Here is a 26,721-nt window from a genome sequence, read left to right on the forward strand (position 1 = left end):
AGCTCTTCGGGTCATAAGCCACTCTGACTGTGCGGCTGAAAAGACGCCACTTCGCCAGATCGTCTTATGCCTTTCAGAGCTAAACGGGCGCTTCCGCTTTTCATATAAAAAGACCTCCCACAAAAAACTGCGGGAGGTCTGAAAGGACGCCATAAAAAGACATGCGCATCCAGCCTGTCCTCGCAAGCTTATGGGTGTTTCATAAAGGCAGGTCTCCTGGCTCATGATCATCGCATTCTGCACCTTCCCGAAACATTGTTCCAGTGGCATTTTACAGATAGCTCTCACTTACAGTGGCGGGACCGCGCCGGAATCGAACCGGCTTCCCTTTTAACTCATGTTCTTAGACATAAGCACCTTTATGATTGATATAAAATTTACTTCTCTAGTTCATTATACAGAAATTTTGTGAAATGTCGCTTACATTTTTTCCGGCGCAGATACACCGACAGTTTTCAATGCGTTTGCAAGCGTCGTTTTAACGGCTGTGATCAACGCAAGACGCGCACGGGTCATTTCTTCATTCGAAGTATCAAGCACTTTATTGGCGTTATAGAAACTGTGGAATTGTGAAGCCAATTCCTGGATATATGTCGTCACACGGTGCGGCGCGCGCTGTTTTGCAGCATCCGCGATGACTTGCGGGAAATCACCGATTTTCTTGAGTACGTCAATTTCCTTTTCATCTGCCAATAACTCCAGATTGTCAGTTGAAGCCGTATAACCCTGCTCCTCTGCCTGGCGCAAAATCGAAGAGATGCGGGCATGGCCATATTGCGCATAGTAAACCGGGTTTTCATTGGACTGTGAAACTGCCAGATCCAAGTCGAAGTCCATATGCGAATCACCTGAACGCATCGCGAAGAAATAACGCACAGCATCCAGTCCGACAAGTTCGACCAATTCACGCATCGTTACCGCTTTACCGGTACGCTTGCTCATCTTCATCTTCTCGCCGTCTTTATACAATTGCACCATTTGGATGATGCTCACCTCAAGCGTGTCACGGTCGTAGCCAAGCGCTTCGATTGCCGCTTTCATCCGCGGAATATAACCGTGGTGGTCAGCTCCCCAAATATTGATCAATTTGCCGAAGCCACGGGAAATCTTGTCTTCGTGGTAAGCGATATCCGGCATCAAGTAAGTATACGATCCATCGTTCTTGATCAGCACGCGGTCTTTATCGTCGCCGAAAGTCGTCGAACGGAACCAGGTTGCGCCGCCTTCTTCGTAGATATGGCCATTGTCGCGCAGTTTTTGCAAAGCCAAGTCAATTTTGCCATTTTCATATAGTGAAGTTTCCGAGAACCAGACGTCGAACTCGACGCGGAAATCAGCCAAATCTTTCTGCAGTTTCGCCAATTCCACTTCAAGTCCGTGCTTGCGGAACTCCGCATAGCGCTCTTCGTGGGTCATGTTCAGGAATTTATCGCCGTGTTCAGCAACAAGTCCTTTGGCGATGTCGATGATATCCTGGCCACGGTAGCCATCTTCAGGCATACTCTCGCCTTTGCCGAGCTCTTCAAAATAACGCCCTTCAATGGACAATGCCAGGTTATTGATTTGATTGCCGGCATCATTGATATAGTATTCACGGGACACATCATAGCCTGCAAAGTCCAGCACGTTGCAAAGTGAATCGCCGACTGACGAACCGCGTGCGTGGCCGAGGTGAAGATCTCCTGTAGGATTCGCAGATACGAACTCGACCTGGATTTTTTCGCCTGCGCCGGAATTGGTGCGGCCGTAATTCTCCTGTTGATCCAGAACCGTTTTTACAACGTCCAGAAGATAATCTTTTTTGATCGTGATATTAATGAAACCTGGGCCCGCAATTTCAATTTTCTCGATGTTTGCAGATTCTTTATCAATATTGGAAACAATCGCTTCCGCAATCATTTTCGGCGCTTTTCTTGCTATACGCGTCAATTGCATTGCGATATTCGTAGCATAATCGCCATTAGCCTTATCTTTTGGCGCTTCTAAGTGGACATCCACCGGTTCTGTCGTCAATTCCGCTTTTTCTACGGCTTCCGCTATCGCCAGTTTAATGGCGTGCTGGACTTTTTCAACTGCATTCATTTTGTAGCCTCCATAAATTGAATTTCCATTTCATACTCTCCGGCATAATCAGCGCCGAACGTTAAATCATACCGGACTTTAAAATGAGTTCCGCTCACAGATAACTCGTGGGCGGTCGTCGTCAGCATAAAAGAACCCTGCGCATTTGTCAGGTTTCCTGTCTGCTCTTTATGCAATAAAAACGGTAGCCTCATCTGAAGGCCGCCGCTTCTCATAATTACCGCTTCTTCTTCATTGAATTTCACAATGGTCCTAATCTCAAGCTCATCCTGCTGCTCCCGGTACTGAAGGTATTGGCGGTTGTTTTTTTCCGTCAATGTCCCGAGGGATTGCAGTTTCATCACTTGCTCTTCCATATCCGGCTGGCGGATGGTCGTCGTCAGTTTGATGTCCACTGATTTTTCCAAAGTTGCCGCCTCCCCGTTCAATAATAACCTTTATATTATAGCCCGAGTCCACAGGATTTTTCAATTAAGTTTCTATTTCGACACTACAGGAAAAAAGCGGGGCAGTTGTCTGTCCCATGGAATAGGTTTCAGACAACTGCCCGGAAGATACAGTCATTCAGTTAATGCGCCTCTTTATCCTGTTCTTTTTGATTGAGGCCAAGTTTCGCGATCAACGGTTTTATTGTCAGACCCTGAACAATCAAAGAGAACAGCACTACGGAAAATGTCAGCAGCAGGATCGTTTCCCTGCCTTCGAAACTTGCGGGAAGGCTAAGTGCCAGTGCAATCGACAAACTTCCCTTTAGCCCTCCCCAGTTCACAAGGATTCTTTCCTTTCTGCTCAAGCTTTTCGCCGGCATGGTACTGAGGAAAATGGCAATGATCCGCGCTCCGATAACGATCAAGATTGCGTATAAGATGATATTCCATTGCCCCGCGAAGTCGATATTTCGTATTTCCAGACCGACAATCAGGAAGATGAGTGAGTTGGCGATCAATGTTATTACATCCCAAAAAGAATTGATATTCCTTTCGGTCGTCGCAGACATCCCGATTCTTCCGCCGTAATCACCGAATACGAATCCACCTGCAACGACTGCAATAACACCCGAAACATGAAGATGTTCTGCAATAAAATAACTGCCGAAGAACAGCAGTGCCGAGATGGCGATTTCAAATGGATAATCGTCATAGAAGCGGATGATTTGCGAAAAGATAAAGCCGAGAATCACACCGACCAATACGCCACCTACAGCAAATCGCATAAACATCCAAACACCGCTGCCAACGCCTGCCCATCCCATCTCTATGTAAGTCAGCAGATAAATAGATGAGATTTGGAATAGGACAATGGCGATTCCATCATTGAACAGAGATTCGCCTTCCATAATGGTCGACAGCTTTTGCGAAACACCTGCAGATTTAAATATAGAGAGAACGCTGATTGGATCCGTTGCACTCATCAGTGCGGCAAACGTAAAGGCTACGGCAATCGGCATGCCAATCAGGTAATGCGCTGAAAAGCCAATAATGATAAAGGATAGAAAAGTTCCTCCGAGCGCCATTCCGATAACTGTGTTTTTCTGCTGATACAAATGATGGAACGGAAGCTTGAGCGTCGCATCCCCCAAAAGAATCGGCAGGAACAAGGAAATGATGATGACCTGAAATACTTCCGATTGCGTGATGAATTCTTCTGCATGGTCAATAAGCGGGAACGGCAGATTGATGACGCCAAGCAATAAGCCGACCAGCACCAGCGCAATCGTGTCAGGCTGGTTGATCTTTTTGGCAACACCGACTACCGCGATTGCAATCGCCAATAATAAGAGGATTTGAATAAAGACTTCATTAAATTCATGCATATTGCTACCCCCTTTTTGATCGTTAGGTAACCATTTCTCTAAACAGACAGGAATAAACATAAATATGCCTTCTTTTATGGAGGAATGGGGAGGATTTTGTGGTTTATCCGCGGCTGGAGGCTGTTTATCCGCGCCTAGCGTTGATTTATCCGCGGCAAATGACTGTTTATCCGCGCCTAGCCGGCTTTTATCCGCGGCAGCCCAAAATTAAATACAAAAAAGCCGATCCGGGAAATTTTCCCGGACCGCCTTTTTATAGTGTTGCTTTTCTCTTGTCCAGACTCCTGCGGCCCAGCTCTTCGGGTCATAAGTCAGCCCAGCTGCGCCAATTTAAAAACGTGCTCCTGCATCGCTGCGCTGCTTCGTCGCAAAGAGATGTCCCAAATTCCATTTGGTTCATCTCTTCGCAGTCGCTTTTCTCTATTTTACCCAACCAAGTATCATTTCACGAATCAGCTTGCTCGCTGTATTCGCTGTCTGGTCGGAATGGTCGTATACGGGTGCCAACTCGACCAGGTCGAAGCCGACAACATTGACGCCGGATGCAGCGATGGCGTGGATAGATGCCAACAACTCGCGCGACGTAATGCCGCCTGCGTCGACAGTTCCTGTGCCTGGTGCGTGCGCCGGGTCCAATACGTCCATATCGATCGTCACGTAGACGCTGCGTCCTTCAAGCGTCGGCAATACTTCCTTCAACGGCTCGAGAACTTCGAATTTCGAAATGTGCATACCCTGTTCTTTTGCCCACTCGAATTCTTCTTTCATTCCGGAACGGATGCCGAATGAATAAACATTCTTCGGTCCGATATGGTCCGCGATTTTGCGGATCGGCGTCGAATGCGAATATTCTTCGCCTTCATAGTTTTCACGAAGGTCCGTGTGCGCGTCGAAATGGATGATTGCCAAGTCGTCGTATTTGCTGGCGACAGCTTTCATCACCGGCAATGATACCAAATGCTCGCCGCCCATGCCCATCGGGATTTTATCATCCTTCAATAAGGTATGAACGTAAGTTTCGATTTCCAGCAATGATTTTTCCGGATTGCCGAATGGCAACGGAATATCGCCTGCATCAAAAAACTTAACGTCTTCCAGTTCGCGGTCAAGGTACGGGCTGTATTCTTCCAGGCCGATTGACACTTCACGGATTTTATTCGGGCCGAAACGGGAACCGGGACGGTAGCTTACCGTCCAGTCCATCGGCATGCCGTATAAGACTGCTTTTGACTCTTCGTAATTCGGATGGCTTTTGATAAATACTTTGCCTGAATAAGTTTCGTCGAATCTCATATTTTATTCACCTGCCAAATCTTTCACGAATTTAGGGAGCGCAAATGCCGCGTTGTGCAGCTCCTTCGTGTAGTATTTTGTTTCGATCTCATGGAAACGCTCAGCCGGCACAGTCAACGGATCGTATTTTTTCGAACCGATCGTGAATGCCCACAGGCCGCTCGGATATGTCGGGATGTTCGCCAAATACAATTTCGTAATTGGGAAAATTTCACGCACGTCACTTTGCACCTGCTTGATCAAGTCGCCTTTGAACCAAGGGTTGTCGGATTGAGCGACAAAAATGCCGTCTTCTTTCAACGCTTTTGAAATGCCGGCATAAAAGCCTTTGGAGAATAAATTCACAGCCGGGCCGACCGGTTCAGTCGAATCAACCATGATAACGTCATATTCGTTATCCGATTCCGCGATGTGCATAAACCCGTCTCCAACAATCACTTCCACGCGTGCATCTTCAAGGCCGGATGCAATTGATGGCAGGAATTTCTTCGAGTACTCGATCACTTTGCCGTCGATATCGACCAGCGTCGCTTTTTTAACAGAAGGGTGCTTTAGGATTTCACGGATAACACCGCCGTCACCGCCGCCTACCACCAGTACATTTTCAGGGTTAGGATGCGTAAACAATGGCACGTGCGCCACCATTTCATGATAAACAAATTCGTCTTTTTCCGAAGTCATGACCATGCCGTCAAGGAACAGCATATTGCCCCATTCAGCTGTTTCAGCCATCTCCAAATATTGAAAATCCGTCTGCTCCGTGTGAAGCGTTTTGTTGATCTTCATTGTAATACCGAAATTCTCAGTCTGCTTTTCTGTGTACCAGAATCCTGCCATCTATAATCAAACTCCTTTATCTCTTATAGTAATCACTTAAAAAAGTATAAGTGTTTTGGACGAAAGTGCAATAGAATTTTTCCCACAGTCTCCTTTACCCGCCTGTCATAACATTATTCTTTAAATTAAAAAGGCTTTCTGCACAGAGAATTTTTCCCTGCACAGAAAACCTTTTTAATCCTGATTGGCGAAGAAAGTGACATGAGGCATTGGGCTTGGGTTTACTCACAATCACTCACGGCACTTGCTTGCCGACAGGTGTCCTAGCTTTCTATTTTAAAAGCTGTATCCCTAGTGTACTTCCTTTTCCCTGCAACTTCAACTGCCTGTTATACCCATTTTCAAAAGTCATATTTTGTTCAAAAATAATAAAAAAATACGGTCGACAGCAAATAAATGACTTTTCATTTCAGGAAATCTGTGACCTGTCTGAGCCGGAAGAAATTATATCAGGCAAATGATAGTAGAAAGAAACACTGTTTTTATTAAACCGATTGCCTTGATAGAATCAACATGAAAAAGAGCTCCAGCCATTACCGGCTGAAACTCTTTCTAATTCCACTTAAACATCCAGTTCGTTATGCAGCTGTTCTGAACTCCGCTGCCACATTTCAGGATTGTGGCTTCGCAAGTATTCAGCAAGCACGCGTTTAGATGGCGCGTCCATGTTATCGACCAAAATTCTGCGTTTCATGGATTTGTCCATGCGATTGACGTGGTCGGCCAAAATTTTATAGCCGCGGCGTTTTTCCCGGTTTACCACCATCTCACAGGCTGTTACGCCTGCGTAATAAGGGCCTTCCGGGTTGAAATCGATGGTGATCCAGATCAGCCAGTAATCCTTGCCGCCTGCCGAATCTTCTCGATTCGTCGTGAATTTGATGCCCTTCTCCACTTGGCTGCGGGCGTGCATGGCGCCGATATCGATAAATGCTTCCTGTTCGGCAACATCGATAAACAGCGGCGAGACGTTTTCCAGCGAAAGAGATCCGATGCCGTAGCCTTTATGGCCATCAGTTGGATCGTCTTTTATAATGGTGAATCCTACTTTTTGTTTTGGTTTTTCATTGTTCGACATGTGTACATTCCCTCCATTCTGCTATGATAAGGCTAACCCAAAGAAAAGGAGCTGTGTCCATTATGCCATACGTAACTGTTAAAATGCTCGAAGGACGAACGGAAGACCAAAAACGTGCGCTTGTCGAGAAAGTCACGGAAGCTGTTTCCGAAACAACCGGTGCACCTGTCGAGAACGTTGTCGTTTTCATCGAAGACATGAAGAAAACCGATTACGGCACGAAGGGGAAACTTTTTTCTGATCAATAAAGAAGAGCGACGGCACCCGCTTAGCTCTGTGCTCCTGTCTCTGTATCGCTGCGCTAGCTTCGTCGCCAAGGCTTGACACTAAGAAAAGCGACTCCACCCTCAGCTTCCTTCAAGGAAGCTTTTTCTTTTGCAAAACCTATTGCTTCAATTCTTCTATAAAAGCAAATGCTTCCCCAATTTCTTCCTCTGTAAAATTGAGTTTCCCTTTAACGCTGTGGAGTTTCGCAATCTGCTCAACCTGCTCCAAATCATCAAAGAACAACAATGTCGCCGTCAATTCCAGGAATCTGGCGCTTTTGCCGTTCAGCTGTATGGCATGCTCGCTGTTTTCGAGCACCGGCTTGCCGAGTGCATTGCGGAATTCCAGTCCTTCATCCGTCACCGTGTAGCGGTATTGGACGTAGGAACTTTTATCTTCTTTCTGTTCGAGAATAAAACCCATATCACATAGTTCTTCAATGCGCGCAGTCAGTTCTTCCGAATACGGTCCATAAATATGGAATTCGTATTTTTCTTGAAACGGCACACCGATTTTCTTCAATATGTATATCATCTTCTGCAATTTCTTGCGTCCGGTTACACCTTCCGCCGTGGAGATGAAATCCACTATTTTTGCGTGTTCCTGGAGCAATCAAACCCCTCCTTCTCTTAATAACTCAATTATTTGCTGTTTTATTTCCTTCTTTTTGCCATCAATCAATAATTCCGCAGGGAAATATAATTTATAGTCAGTGCGCCGTTTGCCGGAAATCCCGTCAACAATCTGGGACAGGCGCGACAATTCCTTAATGTCGCCAGTCGGCATCAACAGGTGTATCGGCAGGCGTTCTTCTTCCTCGCCCGGCCGGTAGAAATCATAAGGCAGATCCGATGTCGAATCATCTATTAAATAATATTCCGGATCGATGCCGGCTTTTTGGAATAACTGCGCCAGTTCGCCCAGTTTTTTATAATCTTTTCCTGGATCGAAATCGACGTACTGGAATAGACGGCGGTTGACGAAACGGTCGCAAAGATCTGAAAGAATCGGATCGCGTTCTGTAATCCATAGCTGGAAATACGTCATCAGCACACCTTCATCAAGCGCCAGATAATCTTTCAAAGTAAAAGATTGATCGAAAAAGGCGAGAAAATGTGTCGGCGGCTGCTCGAATTTATAGCCATGGCCGCTCAAATATTTGGCGCGCTGAAGAATCTTCCGAAGAATCACTTCCGCACTGCGCGCTACCGGATGGAAATAAACCTGCCAATACATCTGGTAACGACTCATGATGTAATCTTCAACCGCATGCATGCCGCTCGATTTGATGACGACTTGGTCTTCAAACGGCCGCATGACACGGAGAATCCGTTCCATATCAAAATGGCCGTAGGAAACCCCTGTATAATAGGCATCGCGCTGCAAATAATCCATCCGGTCCGCATCAATCTGGCTGGATATCAAGGAAACCACTTGTTTATTGGCATAGGTTTTGCCGATCACTTCCGCCACTTTCTTCGGAAAATCCGGCGCAACTTTCTTCAGGATGCTGTTGACTTCCGTATCACCCTGCAAGATTTCACGCGTGAAATCCTCGTGGTCGACATTGAATACTTTCTCAAATGAATGCGAAAACGGGCCGTGTCCCAGATCGTGCAATAAGGCTGCACAAAGAACGACGAGACGTTCACTTTCATCCCATTCCGGACGGCCGTGGAATATATCGTCCAGTATGCGGCGCACAATTTCGTAGACGCCAAGCGAATGGCTGAAACGGCTGTGCTCCGCTCCGTGAAACACGAGATAGGATGTGCCAAGCTGCTTGATGCGGCGCATGCGCTGAAATTCCCGGGCATTGATTAAATCCCAGATGACTTGGTCGCGTACGTGGATATACCGGTGAACCGGATCTTTAAAAACTTTCTCTTCCGCTAATTTCTGATTTGCATAATCCACACACGCACCTCCAGATTTTTCTATTTATTCTTCAGTTTACATCAGTCTGCTTCAGCCGTTCAAGTCGCGCTTAGCATTTTCGCATTGCGTTCTACAACACGCTCGAGGTAATAGCCGTAGCGCTCGGTTTCTTCCGGCTGGAGCGGCTTCATCTCCGGTTTTTCAAGCAGGTTATATAAGTCGACCACCACTTCGGCCACAGTAATGTTGCGGCCGAGCAGTTCACTGAGTGAAGCCATCGTTTCCGGTTGGATGGCAGGATAAGTGAATTTCGTTTCTTCGCCTTTTAATCCCGTTTCATAGAAATCGCGGATCAGTTCCGCGCGCTCCGAGCCGCTGCCTTCGACGCAAAGATACACTTGCACGGCGATGCCTTTGCGGATGCGGCGCTGGGAGATTCCCGCGAATTTCCGTCCGCCGATGCTGAGGTCGTATGAACCCGGACAGTAGGAGCCGACGATTTCATACGCATCGATTTCTGCTTCAGGGAACAGTAGCCTGACAAGATCGAGCATCATTTCGTAGCCTTCCGGAATATCAATGGCACTTTCCTTTTCTGATAATACAACCGAAATATTCAATACGCCTTCGTCGAGCACTACCGCGAGGCCGCCTGAATTCCGGACAATCGGAGTGTATCCGCGCTCTTTCAACAATCCGATTCCTTCATTGATATGCGGCAGCCGGTGGTCCTGGATACCGAGTACGACCGTATCGTCGTGGACCCAGGTGCGTATCGCCGGAACGCTTGCACCGGAGCCGACCAATTCACATAATAAATCGTCCGCTGCGAATGATTCGAGTGCGGATCTATTTTTTGCGCTCAGGGACTGGTCCCAGAAACGCCATTCTTTTTGATCAATAAATGACGGCATATATTTTCTCCTCTTCAAAGCTATCGCTTGTTTTCATTTTACCCTACAGCGTGTTCTGTGAAAAGGAACGATGGTCATGTCAAATTAGTGACAGACACTCCTTTTGAAGGAACTTGAGGGATGGGTATGATAAACTGGTTTTGAGAGATTTTTTGATTAAAAGGAGTGTTTTACAGATGAATGAAGCAGCAATCACTTTAGACGGCTGGTACGTCCTCCACGATTTCCGTTCGATGGACTGGGTATCTTGGAAAATGCTTGAAGACGAAGAGCGCCAATTCGCAATCGACGAATATCAGGCATTTATGGACAAAGTAAACCAGGCCGATGAAAATAAAACCGGCGCACACGCATTGTATTCAATTATTGGCCAAAAGGCTGACTTGATGCTGATGCTTTTGCGCGAAACGATGGACGAATTGCGTGAGCTTGAAACGGAATACAATAAGCTGACATTGGTCGCTTACACGGTTCCGACTTACTCTTACGTGTCTGTAGTCGAACTTTCCAACTATCTTGCCGGTAAATCAGAAGAAGATCCATATCAGAACCCGCATGTCCGCGCACGTCTGTATCCGGAACTTCAGCGTTCGCAGTACATCTGCTTCTACCCGATGGACAAGCGCCGCGACGGCGACGACAACTGGTATATGCTGCCGATGGACGAGCGCAAAGATTTGATGCTGTCACACGGCAAAATCGGCCGCAGCTACGCAGGCAAAGTAAAACAGATCATTTCCGGCTCTGTCGGCTTTGACGACTACGAATGGGGCGTAACTCTGTTCGCAGATGACGTTCTCCAATTCAAGAAACTGATTTACGAAATGCGTTTTGACGAAGTAAGCGCGCGTTACGCTGAATTCGGTTCGTTTTACGTCGGCACTCGTTTGGACAAAGAAAAAATCGTTAAGTTCTTGGAAGTTTAATAGTAGAGTGAATGGAAAGCCGCCTATTTGGGCGGCTTTTATTAGTGGGAATTTTATATTGAGATGTTGTTGGAGTGTTTGAGCATGCAACTACTGGCAATAAAATACATAATTATAATCATAACCACCGATTTTTCTTCAAGCGCAACTAAATTGGTTCTAACCGCAACTAATTGCCTTTTAACCGCAACTAAATTGGTTTCAACCGCAACTAATTGTCTTCAGACCGCACCTCAGAAGCATATTTCCGCACCTCATATATGTGTGACGAAAAATTTGGATTTTATTGGATAATTCAGCGTCTGAATCAAAGACTTTCCAAGTCCATTTCCAACCAACCACCATATCGCCCTCTCTTCATTTCCATTTTATTGGATATACTATCCACATCAATTTACCCTTACCCAAAGCCCTGACTGCCTGCAGTTTGCCCCCGCAAACTGCCTCGGTCCGTGAGCGCTGCGCCGCTCACTTCCATCTATCCTTTATTGATTTTTTGATCCTTCTCGCTTATTTGGATATACTATCCGGAATTACTGAAATACTAACTATTATCCGCACGCATTCTGCCCATCAAAAAAAGCTGTCCGCATCTAACCCGCGGACAGCTTTTCCAATTCTTATAATGCTTTCATTGCAGCAATGATGAGCATGACCCAGCCAGCGATGAATGCTACGCCGCCGATTGGCGTGATGGCACCCAAAATGCTGATGCCGGTCAAACTTAAAACGTACAGGCTTCCCGAGAAGATGATGATGCCGGCAAGCATCAAATATCCTGCCCAGCTCAGCGATCCCAGTGGACCGATTAAAGTGGTGCTCATCAAAACGGCTACGACCATCAGTCCGATTGAATGAAACATCTGATACTGTACGGCAGTTTGCCATGTGTCCAAGTATTTATCAGCAACGCGGCCTTCCAGCATATGCGCGCCGAACGCACCGAAAGCTACGCTTAGTAATGCATTAACAGCTCCGGCAATCAAGAAAAATTTCATTCCTTATTCCTCATTCCCATTAAAATTCAAAAAGTGAATCGCCGTTCGCCCCGTCTTCTACAAGCTTCTTTTCTGACAGTACAGGCTGCGGCGCGGGGGAGGCTGACAACGGAATCGCTCGCGGCGCCGGTGCAGCGGGCTGCTGTTCATCACTTTCAAGCAGCAAGTCGCAAAGCGCACGGATTGCCGCAACGGATTCACGCATCTTTGCGGAATCGCCTGAGCGAGCCTGTCGCGCATGTTTTTCAATTTCAGTGAGAACACGTTCCTGTCCAATCGCCATCTCAAATCCCCCTTCCTTTTTTATATCGTCCCTTATTTTAACACGCCCATAGAGAACACGTCAGTCCAAACAGAAATCAATCGGCTCTTCGCCGCGCTTTTGTAACAGGCTGTTCACTTTTGAAAAAGGCTTGCTGCCGAAAAAGCCTTTTTTGGCACTGAACGGGCTCGGATGCGGCGCTTCGATGACATCATGGCGTTCCAAATCGATCAGACCTTTTTTCGTCTGAGCCGGTTTGCCCCATAAAACGAAAATCACGGGTTCCTTGCGAGCTGACAATTTGCGAATCACTTCATCCGTGAATTCTTCCCAGCCTTTGCCCCGGTGAGAATTGGCATCCCCTTTCCGAACCGTCAAAACGGTGTTAAGCATCATGACGCCTTGGTCTGCCCACTTGGTCAAAGTGCCGTCAGAAGGTTGTTCGCAGCCGATGTCATCGTTCAATTCCTTGAATATATTACGAAGACTAGGTGGAATTCTGACGCCAGGTTTGACAGAAAAGCTCAAGCCATGCGCCTGGCCCTGGCCGTGGTAAGGATCTTGTCCAAGAATGACAACTTTGACATCCTTGAAAGCCGTATGTTCAAATGCCGACCAGATTTCATCTTGTGGAGGATAAACTGTTTCATTGGCATACTGCTCTTTTAAGAATTCACGAAGTTCTGTGTAATAAGGTTTATCAAATTCCTCCCCAACTACGTCCTGCCAGTCGTTGGATAAGATTTTCTTTGCCATAATCATCACTCCTTAATTTTCAAACTCTACCGTTACATCATAGTCCACCAATTGGAACATTTCTTCAACCGAACGTGCCGCATTTTTTTCCGCCAGCTCCAATACGCCTTGTCCACGGGTTTCCTCAAGCATCATTTCTTTCGCTTCTTCAGCCAGTTCGTAGGCTTCAGGGAAATCTCTCCCCCCGCTTAACAGGCCTTCATTCGAATAAATTTCTACTTTGTCCATGAACAATTCCGGACCGCCGAGGAAATCTGCGTTCGGCAGCGTAAGTGTCGCTGTTTTCGCTTCTTCGTCCACTTCAATATCATCTTCTGTGATTTCCGAGAAATCGATCCCGGCGCGAACGGAGCCAGGGATCACGACAAGCAGCTCCCGCTTCGTGCCCGGGATATCCAATCCGATATCCTGGCCGAATATTTGATTGTCTTCCCGTTTGATGATGACTTTCGAATAAGCTTCTGCTGTTGATAATTCGTTCAGGTCCTGCATCCTCTCAAGGAAAGCGCTTTTGCTTTCGGTCGCTGTGCTGCCCTGTTGTATCATCCACCAGGTACCGAGCGGCAATGCAATCAACAGTATTAACGCTACGACGATCAATACAAGAAATGAATTGCGGAAAACGCCCATCATCAATTTCATCGATTTCCAGAATCCCGATTCCTCGGTTCCTTTTTTGCCTTTCATTTCTTCGAGCAAGCGCTCCATTTCCGTAATTTTCGAATCCTTTGCCAATTGACATCCCTCTTTCTATTTTTTTCAGCTGATTGTCGTGTTACGATATTTCTATAAAAGGAGCGATGCCCATGGCTGACTGGCTTGATAAAATCAAAACCGTTTCTTCAACTAAAGGGGCAACTGCTCCCGAAAGCGCAAAAAGCGCGGGCGTCGGCTGTCTTGCTGCCGTTATTGCCATTGCTACCATTCTAACATTCCTGATAGCATTTGGTCTTTTCAGAAACGGCAACTGGATCATGGGCACCTTTGCTTTATTGTTCGCAGTTATCGGCGCGCTTACTTCAGTGCTGCTGTTATGGCCACAAAAGCCCAATAGATTGTAAATGCAGGGCTTTTTGTTAAAATGAAACATAGCAAACATTCTATCTATTAAAGGGGTAATATATATGTCACTCAAAAAGACCTTAACAATTGCAGGATCCGATACATCCGGCGGTGCCGGCATTCAAGCTGACCTCAAAACTTTCCAGGAACACGGAACTTACGGTATGAACGCTTTGACGGTCATTGTCACTATGGACCCGAATAATAATTGGAGCCACGGGGTCCACCCGATTCCGGTTGATACGTTGAAATCACAAATGGAAACTGCCTTTTCCACTGGCATTGATGCATTAAAGACAGGTATGCTGCCAACAGCTGAAATCATTCAGACCGCGGGCGAAGCGATTGCCGCTTCCGGCATCAAAGATGTTGTCATCGATCCCGTTATGGCATGCAAAGGCGAAGCGGAAGTGATGTTCCCTGAAAATGTCGATGCCATGATCAAGTATTTATTGCCACACGCAAAAGTCGTTACACCAAACCTTGTCGAAGCTGGAGAATTATCACGCCTTGGCCGTATTAATACGGTTGAAGAAATGCAGGCAGCTGCTGAAAAGATCCATGCAAGCGGAGCGCAATTTGTAGTCGTCAAAGGCGGCAAACAGTTGAAGCATGAAAAAGCGGCAGATTTGCTGTTCGACGGCGAGAAGCATTATTTGCTGACAGCACCGAAAACAGATACGAACTACAACCACGGCGCAGGCTGCACATTCGCCGCCGCCATAACAGCCAACATCGCAAATGGCCAATCGGTAAAAGATGCCGTATTGAACGCTAAAATTTTCGTATCAGGTGCTATTGAACATGGCTGGAAACTGAATGAATACGTCGGCCCGGTTATGCACGGCGCTGCCAATAAATTCCCGAAAACAGAAGTTGAAGTATTGGAATTGTAATTTCCGGATTCTTCAATAGAAAAGGAGGACGCTGAAAATGCGTCCTCCTTTTCTTATTCCTTCAGCTCTTTTTTCATAAACACCTGTGAAATATTCTTTTCAAATCCTCTATCCTGCAAGACCTTATAGGTTACAGCATTTGCAGACACAGGCACATTGACCGCTGTCCGGCTGATTGCATCTGCGAAATTCCCAAAGACTCTGTTTAAAAGTGCATTTGTAATTTCTTCCCGCGCCTTTTCATCCGATGCAGTTTCGCATTGATACAGAATAGTGCGGGAATGTTTCCCTTCTTCATCGGTAAGTTTCCGGAAGAACGCATAGCCGGTTTGCTGCCTTTCTTCATTGAAGGCAATCAGCCCTTCGCCGCCGTCCCGGACACTTTGCCATTGGATCTGCCACGGAAAATCACCTCGATAGAATGGCAGCTGGCCGATTTCTTCCGGATCAGCTTTTCGAATGCCGTAATCTCTAGATGCATGTGTCACTTTTTCTTCAACCGCTCCGTCCAATTTCATGAAATGAAGTTCATCCACAATTTCATAACCTAGCTTTCTATATAAGGCGATTGCTTTTTCATTTCCTGAAATTGCTTCAAGAGTCGCCACTTCCACATCCTGTTCTTTCAATATTTCGAGCGTCTTTTCCATCAATTGCATGCCGACGCCTTTTTTGCGACAGGACATTGCCACGCCTGTGCCGCCGTTCCAGCCGATTTTTCTGCCGGCGAATTCCCGTATTCCGTTCAACACAAGGCCCACCGGTTCCTCACCGTCAAACGCCACCACAGACAGTTCTCTTGAAAGGCCTTCCTGATTCATTCTCTTTCTAAAGGCTTTCGGTGTTGTCGTCATGTCAAAATGATAGCTCTCAAATCCTTTATTCCAAGCTTCCACCCCTTGTTCAACCGTACATTCCGACAGCCTTCTGATTTCAACCATCTTCATTTCCCCTTTGTTTCAAGTGTTTGCAAGTTAATTAATTCTTTCTAAGCTTCATGTTTTCCTGCAGAAATTTCGTCATTCTTCATGCATCTTTATATTTCACCAATAGTAAATAAAACCCTCGCTATTCGTGAGGGTTTTGTTTTGCTCGATTTTCATCCTATTCTTCCGCCTTCACCATTTCCTGCTCTTTAATCCGCACCATATTATTCCGAAGCTGCTCGCGGTTCCATTCGACTAAAGGTTCTTCGACTTTCGCTTTCCGCAGTTTTTTAACTTTCGGATTTTTGGAACGCAGATAGCCTTCCATCATCAGCGATACCGCGAAAATAGTCAGGCCGATAAACAGGACTGGCGCAAGCGGCAGCCACGGGGCGCTTTGGAGATACCGGAATGTTGAGCCGAATAATCCAGCCCACTCATAGGATATGGACATCGGCGGATCGCCGAACATTGGGTCGTAACTGACCTTGGTGCCGCCAAGAAACAGTTTCAGAAGACCAAGATGGGCGAAAACGATGAATGTCTCCATTACCTGCTGGCCGTACAGCACGGCAATTTTTTCACGCATCTGTGGATAAAGGTGCTGCCGGATAATCCGTAAGCGGCCTGCGCCAAGTGTTTTTGCCGCAAGAATATATTCCTTGTCACGCAGCAATGCCGCTTCATTGGCAATCAATATTGCGACAATCGGAACCGTCAACAACGCCATGATGACAACCTGTATGCCGATCCGTTCCCAAATTGTATTTGTGAAACCTTCCGGCGGCATCCATAAGACAGGTGTCAAAACAAAGGCAGCAAACAAGGTCAATGGAATATAGTGCATCGAATCCGCAAGACTTGAAATCCATTTGCGATGTTTATCCAAATAGGTTCCAAGAATATAGCCAAGCGGCACAGCAATCAGCATACGCAAAGCCCCTACCGCCAAAGCGGCAAGAATTGTGTACTTCGCACCAAGCATGAGCTTGCCGAGAAGATCGTAGCCGAATTCATCTGAACCCAGCGGAAATTGCCAGTTCGGTGAAATCGGCGCACCTTCCACCGCACGTCCACCTTCCATGATGTAATAAATCTGGCGCGGAACATTGCCCCATATCCATTCATAAACGAAACTGCCTATAAGGAAGAAGGCGATAATGCTGAAACCGATGACAAAATAAGGCTGTTTCCACATTCACACCGCCCCCTTTCCGCGCATCCGGCGCACAAAATACCATTCGCCGAAGCTATACAAGAAGAACATCGGCAAGAAGAAACTGAATACAGCAACCAGGAAACCAGCAGGATACATATTATCGCGAAGAAACAGCATGATGCCCGGTAAATTGAACATCAGTTCCAGAATGAACAGATTCGACAGCATAAACCACATCGTCTTTTTGGATTGGAAAAAGACACTGACGACAGCATTTCGGAACATGTGAACCAAGACGATATAGACTCTTGAAAAGCCCAGTGCCCGTGCAAGATCCACATACATCTGCCGCTCTTCTTCCTGGAAAGTCAGCATCGCCAACCGGTATAACTGGATGGTCGGCAGAATTGCGAGACACAGCACCGGCAGCCAGTAAATCCGGTCATCTCCTACTGCAGCTATTTTGGAAACCAGAATTCCTGTCTGCTTAAAGAACAGAACGACTGCCAGCTGAGCCAGCATGATGATCAAGAGATCAGGAATCGACTCCAGAAAATAGAGGGCCATTTTGACTCTTTCACGCGATTTTTCGGAAAGAAGCATCGTAATAACGGTCAGGACCAGCGAAACCACCACTGCGACCAGCAAAGCCAAAAACAGAATTTCAAGCGAATAGATTATGTAGTCAAAGACATTTGGAAATAATGGCATCGGCCTTTGCGCCCGGTAATTGAAAAAAGCCATTTCATTGATCGGCCATAGTTCCTGCACGGTTGTCCGGATGGACTCGAAATAGATATTCCATCTCCATTCCCCTTTTAACCAGCCGGCTATCAGAACCGGCAAACTGCTGGCAAGGATAATCCCTGCGATGGCAATAAAAAATCTCAGCAATAATTTCATGTTCCCCATCCTCTTTATTGGAAAATTCTCTCTTTCATTATTCTACCATTATTTCGGAACCCGTAGAGCTAACTAATCGCAATCTCGCTATTTTTTCCATATACTTAAAAGATACGGATTGTTTGAGGAGGGTTTTATCGTGGAATTAGTCGAAGTGAAAAAATTGCAGGTCCAATTGGATGCGTTCGCAGGAAAAGATGTATATCTTCACCTGGAAACCACGAATGGATCATACGCCAGCCATTTTAATGAAGCATTTTTTAATGCCGGAGCTTTTATTCGCAATGTGGTTATTAATTATGAGCTGGGCAAAGTAGTCGGTGACAGCCCTCACCGCGTCGGTTTAAAACTGCCGCATGGCTGGGTGTATGCACAAGGCATCACCCATTACGAAATGGACGACGAGGGACGCCTGCTTCTCGCGGGGCATGACGGAACAGGAAAATTGGCGGTGGCGCTGCAGATCAGCGAAACACCATTCAGTTATTAAGGGGGAATAGAAATGACGATACCAAAAGAACGACATGTATTGGTGGTGTTCCCTCACCCGGACGATGAAGCGTTCGGTGTGTCCGGAACAATGACTACACATATTAAACAGGGTACGCCGGTTACATATGCCTGCCTGACTCTTGGTGAAATGGGCCGGAATTTAGGAAACCCGCCGTTTGCGACACGGGAATCGCTCCCGGAAATCCGCAAAAAAGAATTGAAAGCCTCCGCTGAAGCCATCGGTTTGACCGACCTTCGCATGATGGGGCTGCGCGATAAAACGATCGAATTCGAAGATGACGAAAAAATGGTCGGCATGATGACGGATCTTATTGAAGAATTGAATCCTTCTTTGGTCATCACATTCTATCCGAAATTCGCCGTCCATCCCGACCACGAAGCGACAGCACGTGCGGTTGTCCGAGCTATCCGCCGGATGGAAGATCGCCCGAAATTGCATTGTGTGGCATTTGCCAATAACACACTCGAAGTTCTCGGCAACCCGGACATCGTCTATGACATCACACCAGTCAGAGACCATAAGATGGCGTCCATGAAAGCGCACATTTCCCAAACAGCTTGGATGCTGGAGGAAATGGAACATAAATTGGCGCAGGGGGACACCGAAACGGAAAACTGGCTCACGAAAGAGCGTTTCTATAATTACCGCTGGGAAGATGATTTTGAAGCAACTTTCTAAGTAATTTGCACCCTTATTTTCTTAATTGAAAATAAGGGTGTTTTTTCTGGCGTTTTCAGATAAAATAAACAATATTACTGAAAGCGTTCTCGGGGAAAGAATGCTGTATAATCAGTAGTTAGAATGTGTTTTTATGCACAAAGAAAAGGGGAAAGACAATGAAAAAGTTTTCAACATCTACATGGCTCTTATTTCTCATTCCATCATTACTTGGTATCCTGCTGTTCCTAGTTCCGATACCTACAACAAATGCTGATGGCGATACGGAATGGATGGTTACCATCGCTGTACTCGCTAACTGGCTGGCCGATAACATCGCATCGTTCGTGCCATGGATCATGCTCGTTATTTTATCAATTGCCGCTATTGGGTCATTGGTTTACATAGCCAAAAAACCGAATACAGATGAAAATGTACCGTTCTTCGACAAACTCTTCAATGTCAGTTTGTTTTGGACAATTACACGCGTCGTAGCAGCTATCTTCGCTTTCATGGTCTTGTTCCAATTAGGACCTGAACCTGTTTGGAGCGAAAACACAGGCGGACTTCTTCTTTCCGGAGACGGTTTATTGTCATTCCTGTTCACGATCTTCCTGTTTGCCGGTCTTCTATTGCCGCTGTTAATGAATTTCGGGCTTCTTGAATTCTTCGGCTCCATGATGGTTAAAATTATGCGCCCATTATTCCGCTTGCCTGGCCGTTCATCTATCGATGCCCTTGCTTCTTGGGTAGGAGATGGTACAATCGGTGTCCTTTTAACAAGTAAGCAATACGAGGATAATCGGTATACGCAACGTGAAGCTGCTATTATCGGAACAACCTTCTCAGTTGTATCCATCACTTTCGCAATTGTTGTTATCGGTGAAATTGGTCTGGCAAGTTACTTCCTTCCATATTACGCTACAGTTATTCTTGCGGGTATCATTCTCGCACTGATCATGCCGCGCATCTATCCGTTGTCACGTAAACCAACGACATTCATCGATGGTTCTGAACAAGAGTCCCAAACGGAAGATGTTCCTAAAGGCTATAATGTAGCTACTCATGGTTTAGAAAAAGCCCTTGATAAAGCCAACCGCAACCGCTCAGTCAGCAATTTCTTCAAAGATGGCTTCAAAAACGTGCTCGATATGTGGATCGGTGTTGCACCGGTTGTTATGGCATTCGGAACAATCGCTTTGATCCTTGCTGAATATACACAACTGTTCGTCATACTTGGCACACCATTTGTTCCATATCTGAACTTGCTCGGCATCCCTGAAGCAGCAGATGCGGCACAATTGATGGTTGTTGGATTCGCAGATATGTTCCTCCCGGCTATTCTAGGCTCAGGTATCGAATCTGAACTGACACGCTTTGTCGTAGCGACACTGTCTGTCACTCAGTTAATCTACTTGTCAGAAGTAGGCGGAATCTTGCTTGGTTCAAAAATCCCTGTCAATATTCTTGATTTGATCGTCATTTTCCTTCTTCGCACAATTATCGCATTGCCGATCATTGCCGGAGTTGCTCATCTACTATTCTAATAAAAAGAGAAAATGCCATCCGCGATTGCGGATGGCATTTTTTATTTTGTCGCTTTTCGGTGTCCAGACTCCAGCCGCCCAGCTCTTCGGGTCATAAGCCAGCCCAGCTACGTGGTCAGGACCACTACGCTGTTCTGTCTTATGCCTTTCAGAGCCTAACGGGCGCTGTCGCTTTTCGAGATTACGCATTTTGAAGTTTTGACTTTAATTTTTCGAGCATATCTGCAGTCATTGCATCAAGATCGTAGGCTGTCTTAAAGCCCCATTCTTTTTTCGCAGCTGATGCATCGATGCTGTCCGGCCAGCTGGCTGCAATTGCCTGGCGTGCTGGATCCACATCATATTTCATTTGGAAATCAGGAATGTGCTTGCGGATTGAAGCTGCAATCTGTTCAGGTTCGAAACTCATAGCCGTCACGTTGAACGCGTTACGGTGCTCAAGTTTTGCCGGGTCCGCTTCCATTAGATCAACAATCGCCTGAAGCGCATCCGGCATATACATCATATCCATGTAGGTGCCTTTATCGATATAGGAAGTGTAGCTGCCTTGTTCCAAAGCTTTGTAGTAAATATCGACCGCATAGTCGGTAGTGCCACCGCCTGGCTGAGCCACGTAAGAGATCAAGCCAGGGAAACGGACGCCGCGTGTATCGACGCCAAACTTTTGATAATAATAATCACACAGCAATTCGCCTGCGACTTTATTGACACCGTACATGGTCGTCGGGCGCTGCAATGTATCCTGCGGTGTATCCATTTTCGGAGTGGATGGACCAAATGCTCCGATAGAACTTGGCGTAAAGAATTGCATGCCGAGTTCACGCGACGCTTCCAGTGCATTGATGAGACCGCCCATATTCAAATTCCAGGCAAGCAACGGTTTCTCTTCTGCCGTAGCCGACAATAACGCCGCCATGTGCATCATCGTATCTGCGCCGAAATCCTTGGCCAGGTCGTGCATTTTTTGTGCATCCGTTACATCCAGGATCTCAAACGGGCCGTTGGTGTCATTTGATGGACGGATGTCCGTTGCCAAAACATTTTCAGCGCCGTAAATGCCACGCAATTTCCCTGTCAATTCCGATCCAATCTGCCCCAGTGCACCCGTAATCATAATTCGTTTCATTTTATAAGCTCCTTTCGAATAAAACATTTGTCCTTTGTAAAAACACATATACTTCATTATAAACATTGATATAACAGTCTTTGCTATACCGTCATTATAAATTGTTCGCTTAAAAAACACAACGACTTTGGAGATGCCCCGGAACGAATGTTTTTGATATACTGATAGAAAGCCTTTATGGCGTATGTTGCAGATCAAGTCATATTTTTTCAGTGGAGGTGGACTATGAAATCCTTGCGATTGTTAATCCTGTTTCTTATAGGAATAGGCGTCACCGCATTTTTAATGTCCATCGATACGCCCAGATGGCTGGTGTTTGCCATCGTCATCACCTTTTATCTGACAGCAATGGTTCTGCCAGGGATCTATGTCACTTATTTCTCCAATTCACTTCGGCAAATTGAACGTTATATTTACCGCAATCGACATAAAGTCATTTTTGCATTTCCTTACGCGCTTGGACATGGGAACGACCAGGATGTCGAAAGATCCATCGAACGAATATTAATGACTCATAAACAGCCGGTGATGCAATCGATTTACCGCACCTTGCTCGCAATATATCGGGGACAGCCTGGTATTGCTGCCCAGCATGCGTCAGCAATTGACCGCGAACCGATGCGCAGTTATTACCTCGCTCATATCGCGGCTTCTTCAGGAGAATTCCAGCGTGCATCGGAGCTTAGCAGCCAAATCCATGAACCCTGGATGAACCATTCAATTGATGCGCTCATTGCTTTTGAAAATAATGATGCCAATTTTCATTCGCATGTGGACAACAGCGTGAAGGCAGCGCGCGGCATCCAAAAATATACGCTGGAAAAAAGCTTTAATCGGATGAAGAAACCCTTACCTTAAATCGAGAAAAGCGGAAGTGTCCGTTTAGCCCGGACAAGCAATAGATGGTTCAAAGGTAATTTGAGCCATCTATTTGCGACGAAGCGCGCAGCGATGCAGGAGCAGCGTTAAATACTTATAAATTATATGGCGTTCTTTGCCATTGACGGCGAGGCTGAAGCGACTCGAGGGGCTGGGCGCTGGAGTCTGGACTAAAGAAAAGCGCAAGCGCCCGTTTAGCTCTGAAAGGCATAAGACGAATCAGCGAAGTGGCGTTCTTTGCCACATAGCTGGGGCGGCTTATGACCCGAAGAGCTGGGCGCTGGAGTCTGGACAGCACAACACATTTTACAAGAGCCTTCAGATTATAAAAGTTTTATTTTCTTAACCATCAAAAAATCGCCCCACCAGAAATTCCGGCGGGACGATTTTTTCATTATTTAATGATGTTAAGCTCTTTACCAACTTTTTCATAGATGGCAATTGCGTCATCAAGCATTTCTTTTGTGTGGGCAGCAGTCGGCATGTTGCGTACGCGGCCTGTGCCTTTTGGAACTGTCGGGAAGACGATGGATTTCGCGTAAACGCCTTCTTCGAACAGGCGTTTCGAGAATTCCTGTGTCGTTTTTTCTTCTCCTATAATACAAGGTGTAATCGGTGTTTCAGATTCTCCGATATCAAAGCCAAGTTCCTTCAAGCCTTTTTTCAGGTAATCGCCATTTTCCCAAAGCTTGTCATGCAACTCGGTTGAATCCATGATCATTTGAAGTGCAGCCGTGATTGCCGCAGTATCACCAGGAGTAACAGCTGTGGAGAACAAGAATGGACGTGAACGGACTTTCAGCCAGTCGATCAAGTTTTGTTTCCCGGCTACATAACCGCCGACAACTCCAACCGCTTTCGATAAAGTACCCATTTGCATGTCGACTTCTTTTTCAAGTCCGAAATGCTTCACAGTTCCTTTACCTTTACCCGTAACACCTGAACCATGCGCATCATCTACATACGTAATCAAGTCGAATTCTTTTGCAATTTCAACGATTTCCGGAAGTTTCGCAATATCGCCGTCCATGGAGAACACGCCGTCTGTAATAACCATTACTTTATTGTATTGGCCGGATTCAGTCGCTTCTTTTGCTTTAGCGCGAAGATCTTCCATATCCGAGTGTTTATAGGCAATAATTTTCGCTTTGGACAAACGGCAGCCGTCAATGATCGATGCATGGTTCAGTTGGTCAGACAGAATCGCATCATTTTTATCCATGACACCTGATATGGCAGCCATGTTGCAGTTGAAGCCTGATTGATAGGAAATCGCAGCTTCTGTTCCTTTGAATTCAGCCAGTTTTTCCTCCAATTTCACGTGAAGGTCCAGTGTACCGTTGATGGTACGGACAGCCCCTGCACCAACGCCATATTTATCGATTGCTTCTTTCGCGACTTTTTTCAAATCTTCGTTTGTTGCCAATCCAAGATAGTTGTTTGATGACAGGTTGATAAGGTCTTTTCCGCGAACCTGGATAATCGGTCCGTTCGGCCCTTCAACCGGATCGATTTCATTATATAAGCCTTGTTCTTTAAGTTCGTTAAGATTCTCGTTAAGGAAAGCATCCAGTTTTTTCGACAATATAATCTTCCTTTCATATACCTGAATTCTTCTACCTTCTTATCATAACGCAATTTTGCCCAAAAGAAAAAGCGGACCGCAGTCCGCTTTTAATCAGTTTTTGCTTTTTCCGTTGTTCTTGCCTTTTCCTTTGTTCGGGTTATCCACTTTGTATTGAACTTCATAAGTGAACTCCTGCGCTTCTTTTTGGCCTTCTTCAGCTGCATAAGAAGTGATCATTTTCACATTGCCTTCACGAAGTACATTTCGAAGATCCAAAGCATCTTCTTCTGTTACGTTGAATGGATCAACATGGAAGACATGCTGTTTGCCGTTTTTCTTCGTTTGGATGAATGTCGTTGTGAAATCGACATATTGACCTTTCAATTGGCCAAGTGACTGGAATGCTTCTGTTGAAGATCCATCAGCAGAGAAATCTCCAAGCTGAACATTTTTGATGAACCAGCCTGCATCATTGTAGCCCCAGTCCGTCAAGTTGCGGAATGAAACCAATACATCTTGTCCAGCATAAGCTGAAAGGTCGAATGTCTCAGTTGACCAGTCCAATTTATGGCCAGTGAATCCTGGCACGTTTTCTTTGATGGTCGGATAGCCTTCTTCAACTACATCAGTGCGAGTATTTTCATTTTTAAGCGAAGTCCAAGTCTCGCCGTTATCAGTTGAAACTTGCACCACTGCGTAATCCCATTGTTCTTCGATGTCATAATAATGATCGAAAGTAAGTGTCGGGTTGTCCGCTGGAACAGTTGCTCCAAAGATCAGTGACTGATCCGCTTCGTCGCCGTTGTTCGCATGCAGGACCTGCTCAGACGCATCCAACGGATTTGCTACTGTGCTCCATTGCAATGGAAGGAAGTCTACGCCGTCAAATTCAAGGCCTCGAACATCTTTTCCGAAATTGAATTCTTTAAAGTCGCCGCCCCATGCCGGAACGCCTTCTTTTTCAAATGTTAATGCTTTTTCAAAGTCGACAGTTTTCCCGCGTACGCCATCACCAACTGGCAGTTCACGCAGGTCGATGCTGTCGATATTATAGTCACTGCTTACATCAGAGTTATCCAATGTCAATGCAGTCATGAAGTTCTGGTAGACTTCAGTGAATGTTTTATTGGTGCCATAATCCTGAAGCGTTTTGTTGACGCTTGCCATACCTTGGCTTTCGCCATCAGTTGCTAGTTCACGGATGAACTCCTGGCCGAATTTGTCATACATATAAAGTGTGAACAAGTAAACTTGTCCGTAATCTGCAATTGTTTCCGGACCAGTTGCTGCTGTCCCGTGTTCATCCCAGTTTACAAGTGAGTTTTCCGGGTGATCCAGGTAGAAGTTGATCGACCCTTCACCATGTCCATATCCTCCAAGATATTCAGAGAACGTTGACATCCCTTCGTTCAACCAAGTTTCTTCAGAGCCGTCGTTATCAGCCTGAATTAAATGCTGAAGCTCATGGATTGTTGTTCCGAAGAAAGTGGATTCAAGACGAGTTTCCCATGAATTCGTATCAATAGTGATGATGTTGCGATCCATATAATTTTCAAGTGTCTGCCAGAAGAAACCGGCGACGAAGAATGGATAATCAGGATTGTTCCAGCCTTCATCCTGCACGTTATCAACAAGCATGATCACTTTATCAGAACCTTCGTAATAACCTTCAGGAAGTCCAACCATTCCAGGAAGAGGAGAATTCGATCCGTCCAAGGAATCTGGTGTTCCGAAGAAATCAGTTGCTACCGGATAGATATTGCTGTCGAACTCATCACGCAATTTATCGACTTGCGCCTGCGTTACGACATCAGCGGGTTTCGGGTTATTCGGACCGTAAGCCAAATCTTTAGCTACCCAGATTTCAACATTGTCACCAATGCTGCGAAGCGTGAATTCTTTAAATGATAAATTGCGATCAAGGAATAATTTTGTTCCGTGATCTTCAGTGAATGTGCTGTCAGCTGCAGCTTCTTCGCCGCCGTCAGCATTTTCGTCATTCAAAGAACCAGCCTGTGCTTTAATTTTTGCTTCTGCTTCTTTTTGGAACTCAGCATCCTGCGAAAGTTCGTTCAAGCTTTGGTCGATATCAATTCTATCGCCATACCGTGCCTCGTTCCAATCAGCCGGTGATGGCAATGTTTCTGTTGGAGCCGCCAAGGCCGCCGGCGCCATCAATGATAAAGTTAATGCACTTGCTGATAATATTGAAACCCACTTGCTTTTAATCATTATTTTTTCCCCTTCCAAACTTATCAGAATTTTACTACTTATTAAAATCTTATCACGTCTGATAATTCAGAAGAATAGGGTATATAGATTATTTCGGTACCCGAATCATTAGGTATATGGTATAGGTATTTTTTCCATCAATGCCTAAA

At 45.9% G+C, this 26,721-nt stretch carries 27 protein-coding genes and 1 riboswitch; of the genes, 8 read left to right on the plus strand and 19 right to left on the minus strand.

The window, feature by feature from the left end; translation table 11 throughout:
* Positions 1-189: 189 nt before the first annotated feature.
* Positions 190-376: riboswitch (cobalamin riboswitch) on the minus strand.
* 44 nt (positions 377-420) lie between these two features.
* The 6 genes from argS to DP120_RS00605 form a co-directional block, all read right to left on the minus strand.
* The gene (gene argS, locus DP120_RS00580) at positions 421-2,082 is read right to left on the minus strand and encodes an arginine--tRNA ligase (protein ID WP_112221248.1); all 1,662 of its coding nucleotides are present in this window, start codon (positions 2,080-2,082) and stop codon (positions 421-423) included.
* Entirely contained in the window at positions 2,079-2,489 is a 411-nt protein-coding gene (locus tag DP120_RS00585) for a YwiB family protein (protein ID WP_112221249.1), read from the minus strand. Before DP120_RS00585 ends, argS begins: the two co-directional genes overlap by 4 nt.
* A gap of 161 nt (positions 2,490-2,650) precedes the next feature.
* Positions 2,651-3,895, minus strand: a complete 1,245-nt coding sequence (locus DP120_RS00590) for a cation:proton antiporter (protein ID WP_112221250.1) — start codon at positions 3,893-3,895, stop codon at positions 2,651-2,653.
* A gap of 420 nt (positions 3,896-4,315) precedes the next feature.
* Entirely contained in the window at positions 4,316-5,188 is an 873-nt protein-coding gene (gene speB / locus DP120_RS00595; protein WP_112221251.1) for an agmatinase, read from the minus strand.
* Positions 5,189-5,191: 3 nt separating this feature from the next.
* Positions 5,192-6,025: a spermidine synthase gene (gene speE, locus DP120_RS00600; RefSeq protein ID WP_112221252.1), complete on the minus strand. Its 834-nt coding sequence runs from the start codon at positions 6,023-6,025 to the stop codon at positions 5,192-5,194.
* A 562-nt stretch (positions 6,026-6,587) separates the two neighbouring features.
* Positions 6,588-7,103: a YwhD family protein gene (locus tag DP120_RS00605; protein WP_112221253.1), complete on the minus strand. Its 516-nt coding sequence runs from the start codon at positions 7,101-7,103 to the stop codon at positions 6,588-6,590.
* Positions 7,104-7,165: 62 nt separating this feature from the next.
* Here DP120_RS00605 and DP120_RS00610 point away from each other — a divergent pair, with 62 nt between their 5' ends.
* Positions 7,166-7,351, plus strand: a complete 186-nt coding sequence (locus DP120_RS00610) for a 2-hydroxymuconate tautomerase (RefSeq protein ID WP_033542009.1) — start codon at positions 7,166-7,168, stop codon at positions 7,349-7,351.
* A 136-nt stretch (positions 7,352-7,487) separates the two neighbouring features.
* Here the strand turns inward: DP120_RS00610 and DP120_RS00615 are convergent, their stop codons facing one another.
* From DP120_RS00615 to lipL, 3 genes are read right to left on the minus strand one after another with little or no spacing between them, the layout of a single operon-like run.
* Positions 7,488-7,982: a YwgA family protein gene (locus DP120_RS00615; protein ID WP_112221254.1), complete on the minus strand. Its 495-nt coding sequence runs from the start codon at positions 7,980-7,982 to the stop codon at positions 7,488-7,490.
* Positions 7,983-9,287, minus strand: coding sequence for an HD domain-containing protein (locus DP120_RS00620; protein WP_112221255.1), 1,305 nt, complete (start codon positions 9,285-9,287; stop codon positions 7,983-7,985).
* 59 nt (positions 9,288-9,346) lie between these two features.
* On the minus strand, positions 9,347-10,162 hold the full coding sequence (lipL, locus tag DP120_RS00625) for an octanoyl-[GcvH]:protein N-octanoyltransferase (RefSeq protein ID WP_112221256.1): 816 nt from the start codon (positions 10,160-10,162) through the stop codon (positions 9,347-9,349).
* Between the two features lie 176 nt (positions 10,163-10,338).
* On the opposite strand from lipL, the gene hemQ reads away from it, so the two are divergent.
* Entirely contained in the window at positions 10,339-11,088 is a 750-nt protein-coding gene (gene hemQ, locus DP120_RS00630) for a hydrogen peroxide-dependent heme synthase (RefSeq protein WP_112221257.1), read from the plus strand.
* A 620-nt stretch (positions 11,089-11,708) separates the two neighbouring features.
* Here hemQ and DP120_RS00635 read toward each other — a convergent pair.
* Genes DP120_RS00635 through DP120_RS00650 form a run of 4 tightly spaced genes read right to left on the minus strand, consistent with a single transcriptional unit; the run spans position 11,709 to position 13,839 of the window.
* Positions 11,709-12,086, minus strand: a complete 378-nt coding sequence (locus DP120_RS00635; protein ID WP_112221258.1) for a DUF423 domain-containing protein — start codon at positions 12,084-12,086, stop codon at positions 11,709-11,711.
* A 19-nt stretch (positions 12,087-12,105) separates the two neighbouring features.
* The gene (locus tag DP120_RS00640; protein WP_112221259.1) at positions 12,106-12,369 is read right to left on the minus strand and encodes a YwdI family protein; all 264 of its coding nucleotides are present in this window, start codon (positions 12,367-12,369) and stop codon (positions 12,106-12,108) included.
* A 60-nt stretch (positions 12,370-12,429) separates the two neighbouring features.
* Positions 12,430-13,104: a uracil-DNA glycosylase gene (locus DP120_RS00645; RefSeq protein WP_112221260.1), complete on the minus strand. Its 675-nt coding sequence runs from the start codon at positions 13,102-13,104 to the stop codon at positions 12,430-12,432.
* Between the two features lie 12 nt (positions 13,105-13,116).
* On the minus strand, positions 13,117-13,839 hold the full coding sequence (locus tag DP120_RS00650) for a DUF4230 domain-containing protein (protein ID WP_112221261.1): 723 nt from the start codon (positions 13,837-13,839) through the stop codon (positions 13,117-13,119).
* Positions 13,840-13,910: 71 nt separating this feature from the next.
* Here DP120_RS00650 and DP120_RS00655 point away from each other — a divergent pair, with 71 nt between their 5' ends.
* The gene (locus tag DP120_RS00655) at positions 13,911-14,165 is read left to right on the plus strand and encodes a hypothetical protein (protein WP_112221262.1); all 255 of its coding nucleotides are present in this window, start codon (positions 13,911-13,913) and stop codon (positions 14,163-14,165) included.
* A gap of 63 nt (positions 14,166-14,228) precedes the next feature.
* The gene (thiD, locus tag DP120_RS00660; protein WP_112221263.1) at positions 14,229-15,062 is read left to right on the plus strand and encodes a bifunctional hydroxymethylpyrimidine kinase/phosphomethylpyrimidine kinase; all 834 of its coding nucleotides are present in this window, start codon (positions 14,229-14,231) and stop codon (positions 15,060-15,062) included.
* A gap of 53 nt (positions 15,063-15,115) precedes the next feature.
* Here thiD and DP120_RS00665 read toward each other — a convergent pair whose 3' ends face one another.
* The 3 genes from DP120_RS00665 to DP120_RS00675 form a co-directional block, all read right to left on the minus strand.
* Positions 15,116-16,003, minus strand: a complete 888-nt coding sequence (locus DP120_RS00665) for a GNAT family N-acetyltransferase (protein ID WP_165843683.1) — start codon at positions 16,001-16,003, stop codon at positions 15,116-15,118.
* A gap of 163 nt (positions 16,004-16,166) precedes the next feature.
* The gene (locus DP120_RS00670) at positions 16,167-17,186 is read right to left on the minus strand and encodes an ABC transporter permease (protein ID WP_112221265.1); all 1,020 of its coding nucleotides are present in this window, start codon (positions 17,184-17,186) and stop codon (positions 16,167-16,169) included.
* Entirely contained in the window at positions 17,187-18,050 is an 864-nt protein-coding gene (locus DP120_RS00675) for an ABC transporter permease subunit (RefSeq protein ID WP_233786131.1), read from the minus strand.
* Positions 18,051-18,189: 139 nt separating this feature from the next.
* Between DP120_RS00675 and DP120_RS00680 the strand changes: the two genes are divergently transcribed.
* The 3 genes from DP120_RS00680 to DP120_RS00690 all read left to right on the plus strand — a co-directional run bounded on the left by DP120_RS00680 (position 18,190) and on the right by DP120_RS00690 (position 20,768).
* Positions 18,190-18,540, plus strand: a complete 351-nt coding sequence (locus DP120_RS00680) for a YojF family protein (protein WP_112221267.1) — start codon at positions 18,190-18,192, stop codon at positions 18,538-18,540.
* 12 nt (positions 18,541-18,552) lie between these two features.
* Entirely contained in the window at positions 18,553-19,242 is a 690-nt protein-coding gene (gene bshB2 / locus DP120_RS00685; protein ID WP_112221268.1) for a bacillithiol biosynthesis deacetylase BshB2, read from the plus strand.
* Between the two features lie 158 nt (positions 19,243-19,400).
* Positions 19,401-20,768 carry a YjiH family protein gene (locus tag DP120_RS00690; RefSeq protein WP_112221269.1) on the plus strand — a complete coding sequence of 456 codons (1,368 nt, stop codon included), beginning with the start codon at positions 19,401-19,403 and terminating at the stop codon, positions 20,766-20,768.
* Positions 20,769-20,949: 181 nt separating this feature from the next.
* Here the strand turns inward: DP120_RS00690 and DP120_RS00695 are convergent, their stop codons facing one another.
* Positions 20,950-21,894: an L-threonine 3-dehydrogenase gene (locus DP120_RS00695; protein WP_112221270.1), complete on the minus strand. Its 945-nt coding sequence runs from the start codon at positions 21,892-21,894 to the stop codon at positions 20,950-20,952.
* A gap of 225 nt (positions 21,895-22,119) precedes the next feature.
* On the opposite strand from DP120_RS00695, the gene DP120_RS00700 reads away from it, so the two are divergent.
* Positions 22,120-22,752 (plus strand): hypothetical protein, encoded by a 633-nt coding sequence (locus DP120_RS00700; protein ID WP_112221271.1) that lies wholly within the window; start codon positions 22,120-22,122, stop codon positions 22,750-22,752.
* Between the two features lie 415 nt (positions 22,753-23,167).
* Here the strand turns inward: DP120_RS00700 and DP120_RS00710 are convergent, their stop codons facing one another.
* Together DP120_RS00710 and DP120_RS00715 are read right to left on the minus strand one after the other, a co-directional pair.
* A complete protein-coding gene (locus tag DP120_RS00710) occupies positions 23,168-24,358 on the minus strand; it encodes a glycine C-acetyltransferase (protein ID WP_112221273.1) in 1,191 nt (396 codons plus the stop codon).
* A gap of 93 nt (positions 24,359-24,451) precedes the next feature.
* On the minus strand, positions 24,452-26,572 hold the full coding sequence (locus DP120_RS00715) for an immune inhibitor A domain-containing protein (RefSeq protein WP_112221274.1): 2,121 nt from the start codon (positions 26,570-26,572) through the stop codon (positions 24,452-24,454).
* Positions 26,573-26,721 lie beyond the last annotated feature (149 nt).

Origin of the sequence: Planococcus halotolerans (assembly GCF_003289955.1) — a bacterium.
In the GTDB taxonomy this organism is placed as follows: domain Bacteria; phylum Bacillota; class Bacilli; order Bacillales_A; family Planococcaceae; genus Planococcus; species Planococcus halotolerans.